This is a genomic window from Xenorhabdus indica, from assembly GCF_014467235.1.
Taxonomy (GTDB): Bacteria; Pseudomonadota; Gammaproteobacteria; order Enterobacterales; family Enterobacteriaceae; genus Xenorhabdus; species Xenorhabdus indica.
Genome location: NZ_NKHP01000053.1, coordinates 1 through 6,173 on the forward strand (window position 1 = coordinate 1; position 6,173 = coordinate 6,173).

Genomic DNA, 6,173 nt, shown 5'->3' on the forward strand with positions numbered 1-6,173 from the left:
TACATGAAACGATATCTGATAAAACCGGGGGGCAAAAACAGCTAGTGGCTTATCTCCTGCCACAGACGGGGGTTAAACTGGTGCCGGCTGAACTGCGCCAGCAACTGGCGCAACATCTTGCGGGCTATATGCTGCCCAGTGCCTATGTGGTACTGGAAGCATTTCCGCTAACCCCTAATGGCAAACTTGATCGTCAGGCATTCCCTGCCCCCGATTCATCTGCTGTAGCAACGCATGGCTATGAAGCCCCGATGGGTGAAATAGAAATAGCTCTGGCACAGATTTGGCAAGATTTACTGGGACTGGAGCAAGTCGGTCGTCACGACCACTTTTTTGCGCTCGGCGGCCATTCGCTGATGATTGTTCATCTTATCGAACAATTGCGCAGTTTCGGCTGGCAGCTTGATGTTCGCAGTGTGTTTGCAACCCCGATTCTCACCGAACTAGCACACACTATTCTGACGTATCCAGACGATACCAATGTCTTTGTAGTACCACCCAACCTGATCGTTGAAGGCTGTGCCGTCATCACGCCCGATATGTTGCCGCTGGCTTCACTGGAGCAAACTGAAATTGATACTATCGTCGAAACAGTTACCGGCGGAGCAAGGAATGTGCAGGATATTTATCCGCTGGCACCGTTGCAGGAAGGTATCTTGTTCCATCACCTATTACAGGCGCAAGGCGATGACTATCTGTTGCAAACCCTGCTCGCTTTTAATACCCGTCAACATCTCGACACTTTCCTGTCAGCGCTGCAACAGGTTATCGATCGCCATGATATTCTGCGTACCGCAGTTTGCTGGCAAGGATTGACGCAACCGGTTCAAGTGGTCTGGCGTCAGGCATCGCTGTGTATTAACAACTTTACTCCCGCCACAGCGGATGATGTTCTGACTCAGCTACGTGCTCATACTGATCCTCGTCGATACCGCCTGGATTTGAATCGTGCTCCATTATTCGCGGCTGACATCGCTCACGATCCGGCACAGGATGAATGGCTGTTGGCGCTGCGGTTCCACCATCTGGTCAGTGACCATATAACACTGGAACTGATTTTTGCCGAAATTGCTCAGATACAGCAGGGAAATGCCGAAATGTTGCCCGTTGCATTGCCCTATCGTAATTTTATTACCCAAATTTTAAGCGTACCCGCTTCCGAGCATGAAGCTTTCTTCCGCGATCAACTTGCTGGTATTGACGCGCCGACAGCACCGTTTGGTGTGCTCTCTATGCCGGACAACGATGACACTATTGCAAAAGCCAGTCTCTCGCTTTCTTCTGTATTGGCACAAGCTGTCCGTACACAAGCCCGTCGTTTGGGCGTCAGTCCAAGCGTACTGTTCCATGTGGCCTGTGCGCAAGTACTGGCACAGACCAGCGGCAGTGATGATGTGGTCTTTGGCTCTGTGCTGCTTGGGCGTCTACAAGGCGTCACGGGTGCCGATCAAATACTGGGGATGTTTATCAATACTCTGCCAATGCGGGTTTCTTTGGCGGATTACAGCGTACAGGAAGTGGTACAGGCGACTTATCGCAGTCTGACAACATTATTGGAACACGAACAAGCACCATTGGCGCTGGCACAACAGTGCAGCGGTATAGCACAGCCGATGCCACTGTTTAGTACTCTGCTGAATTACCGTCATAGCCAAATGAATAATAGTCAACTGGGTAAGGCCGAAGCCGATGCAAGCGAGACAATTTGGGCAGATATACGTTTAGTTTCCGCTGAAGAACGCACAAATTACCCCATTACTCTGTCAGTAGATGATCTGGGGGACGGTTTTCAACTGACCGCATTGACCATAGCAAGTATTGATCCGGCTCGTCTCACAGCGTATCTCGCTACGGCTCTCAGTGGTCTGGTCGATGCCCTGATCCATGCTCCACAACAACCTATCCTGCAAGTGTCAATTTTGCCAGATTCGGAGCGACAACAGTTATTAGTGGACTTCAATGCTACCCAGGCAGATTTTCCACAAGATGCCTTGATTCACCAATTGATTGAAACTCAAGTTGCCCGCACTCCCGGTGCAACGGCTGTGGTATGCGGAGAGCAATCGCTCAGTTATGAAGAACTGAACAACCGAGCCAATCGTCTGGCTCATCATCTGATCACACTGGGCGTTCGCCCGGACGACCGTGTTGCAATTTGTATGACACGCAGTCTGGAGATGGTGGTAGGGCTGCTTGCCATTCTCAAAGCTGGAGGGGCTTATGTACCTCTCGATCCTGTCTATCCAACCGAGCGACTGGTGTATATGCTCGAAGACGCAGCACCAATCGTGATGCTGACGCAAGCAGAATGGGCTGATCGGCTGAGCAACACAATTGCCACTAACACAAGCACCAATGACGTAATACCAACTGCAATACCAACTGCAATAACAACTATAGTACTCAATAACCAACAAGAAGCATTCCTGACGTCACAACCTGTCTATAATCCTGATGTACAGTCAGGGCTGACATCACATCATCTGGCCTATGTAATCTATACCTCCGGCTCTACAGGATTACCCAAAGGGGTGGCGATTACTCACCGCAACACCGTGAATTTCCTCACTTGGGCAAAACAAAATTTCAGTTCCGAAGAGCTGATAAATACCCTTTTTGCTACTTCACTGAGTTTTGATTTGGCGGTGTACGAATGTTTTGCACCATTAATTTCTGGCGGTACGGTTCATCTCGTTTCTGATGTGTTGTCACTGGTCACAACTGAACATCCCGTCAGCTTAATCAATACCGTGCCCTCAGCCATTGCGCACTTGCTTGAAGTCAACGCCGTACCTATGACCACCCAGACGGTCAATTTAGCGGGTGAAGCATTGAAGTCACATATTGTTGAGCGTCTATTTGCCAGCACTTGCATACAACATGTATGTAACCTGTATGGCCCTTCTGAGACAACAACTTATTCAACCTGGGTTCGGATGAAACGGACAGAGGGCTTTGTCCATCATATCGGCCGACCCATTGCCAACACCCAGATCTATATTCTTGATCATCATGGGCAACCAGCCCCTCTTGGTGTGATTGGCGAAATTCATATTGCCGGAGTCGGTGTGGCCCGTGGTTACCTGAATCGGCCTGAACTGACCGATGAACGTTTCCTGCCCGATCCGTTCTCTTCAACCCCGGACGCCCGCATGTACAAAACCGGCGACCTCGGTCGTTGGCTCCCTGACGGCAATATTGAGTACCTCGGCCGCAAAGATTTTCAGGTCAAACTACGCGGTTTCCGTATTGAACTCGGTGAAATTGAAGCGCGATTGATGCAATGTGACGGGGTACGTGAAGCGGTCGTTATCCTGCGTGAAGATCTATGTGGAAACCTGGGTGAAGATACTTCATATGAAAAAGCCGGGGAACAAAAACGACTGGTTGCCTATCTGCGACCTTTCGATAATGTTGAACTGGTTCCTGCGGAACTGCGTCAGCAACTGGCTCAGTATCTCGCTGACTATATGCTGCCTGGCGCCTTTGTGATACTCGAAACCTTCCCATTGACACCCAACGGCAAACTTGACCGTCAGGCGTTACCAGCACCCGATGTATCGGCTATCATGGTTCGTGGTTATGAAGCACCAATGGGAGAGATGGAAGTCGCGTTGGCTGAAATTTGGCAAAACCTGCTAGGGCTGGAACAGATTGGTCGTCATGACCATTTCTTTGAGCTTGGCGGCCATTCACTGCTTGCTATCCAGCTCGTTTCGCGTGTACGTCAGGATCTGGCGCGGGAATTACCGTTACAACAACTTTTTGCTAATCCCCTGCTGGCAAATTTAGCGCAAACACTGACCGAAACTTCGACAACCGCTCAGAGGGTTATTCCTGTCAGCAACCGTAACCAGCCACTGCCGCTGTCTTTCGCTCAACAACGACTGTGGTTCCTTGGTCAACTCGATCCGGCGACCAGTCTGGCTTACCATATTCCGTTAGCACTGCGCCTCATTGGTACGCTCAATCACCATGCCCTGATCACCGCGCTCGATCAACTGGTCGCTCGTCACGAAAGTTTGCGTACCCGCTTTGTGCTGATTGATGGACAGCCTTACCAGAAAATTGATTCGGCCGATATTGGCTTTACCTTGTCCTGCCAAGACCTGCGCTTGTTAACACCCGAAAAACACCCCCATCGTATTGCCGAACTAACTGCCATTGAAGCACAAACGCCTTTCAACTTTACAGAAGGCCCATTGATCCGCGGGCAATTACTGCAACTGACGGACGAAGAGCATGTGTTGCTGCTCACCCAACATCACATTATCTCTGATCGCTGGTCGATTAATGTACTGATACGTGAATTGGGCGAACGCTACCGCGCTATTCTCAGCGGTCATAATGATCCATTGCCACCGTTACCCATTCAGTATGCCGACTATGCTGTCTGGCAACGCGATTGGCTGCAAGAAGCGGCTCTCACTCAGCAACGCGAATTCTGGTGTCAGCAACTGGCAGACGCTCCCGCTTTGTTGACTCTGCCTGCTGATCGACCACGCCCATCGGTGCAAACCTATACTGGCGGTCAGGTCTCTTTCCACCTTGATACCCACTTATTGACATCACTAAAAGAGCTTGGACAGCGCCACAATACGACGTTGTTTATGACCATACTGACCGCCTGGAGCATTGTCCTCGCCCGACTCAGTGGTCAGGATGATGTTGTTATCGGTACGCCAGTTGCCAACCGATCACATTATGAACTTGAAGGGTTAATCGGCTTCTTCGTCAATACGTTGGCTTTACGTGTCACGCTGAGTGATGTTTCCAATATAGCTGACCTGCTTGCGCAAGTTCGGGAACAAGCGCTGGCCGCCTATGCTCATCAGGATCTGCCCTTTGAGCAATTGGTGGAAGCATTACAACCCGAACGCAGTCTGAGCTACAGCCCGATTTTTCAGGTGATGTTGACCTTAGATAACACATCAGCGCAAACATTGACGCTGCCGGATTTACAACTCGTTCCCATTGAACAAGCACGTCACAGTGCTCACTTTGATTTAACGTTATCCCTGTTCGAAAGTGACTCTGGCCTGATTGGTGATCTGGAATATGCCAGTGATTTGTTCGATCACACCACCGCCGAACGTATGGTGGATTACTTAAAACGAGTACTGACGGCGATGACGTCTGATGCGACACAGTCTATCGCAACTTTACCGATACTGTCTGAGTCGGAACAGCAACGAGTGCTGGTCGATTTCAATGCGACGCAAGCAGATTTCCCGCAAGATGCCCTTATTCACCCATTGTTTGAAGTTCAGGTGGAACAACATCCTGATGCCACGGCCTTAGTGTTTGAGGGGCAAACACTGAGCTATGGTGAACTCAACTGTCGTGCCAACCGTCTGGCGCACTACCTGATTGAATTAGGCGTACAACCGGACGATCGGGTGGCAATTTGTACTGAACGCAGCCCAGAGATGGTGGTGGGTTTACTGGCTATCCTCAAGGCCGGCGGCGCCTATGTGCCACTCGATCCGGCTTATCCGGCTGAGCGGCTGGCGTATATGCTGGAAGATGCTGCTCCCGTGGTGGTGCTCACCAAAACGGAATCGATTGGCAAACTGAATAGCACTGTCCCCACTGTAGCGCTGGATGATCAGGCATTGAGCCTGATAAACCAACCGACTCATAACCCGGATAGACAGACATTAGGGCTGACGTCACGCCATCTGGCCTATGTGATCTACACCTCTGGTTCCACCGGCTTACCTAAAGGGGTGATGGTCGAGCACCGCAATGTGCTCCGTCTGATTGTCAATAATGGCTTTGCCGATATCGGGCCGGATGACTGTATCGCCCACTGCGCCAATGTTTCATTTGATGCTGCCACCTGGGAGATCTGGGCGGGCCTGGTGCATGGGGCGCGTATCCTGTTGATCCCGGAAAAAACCTTGCTACAGCCGGATTATTTTGGTCAGTGTCTGTCATCGGAAGGGGTCAGCGCACTGTTTCTGACGACGGCGCTGTTCAACCAATACGCTGGCCTGATTGCACCCGCGTTATCGGGTTTACGCTATCTCCTTTTCGGGGGTGAACAAACCGATATGCGTTCAGCCATTCGTCTGCGATCTGATCACCCACCTGAGCACTTACTGCATGTCTATGGCCCAACGGAAACAACCACTTTCGCCACTGCCTATGAAATGCCATTGATAGCTGCC

The 6,173-nt window shown here is 50.8% G+C and carries 1 protein-coding gene; it reads left to right on the forward strand.

The annotated features are described in order from the left end of the window. A partial coding sequence (locus Xind_RS19200) for a non-ribosomal peptide synthetase (RefSeq protein ID WP_187650890.1) occupies positions 1–6,173 on the forward strand: 6,173 nt, incomplete at both ends.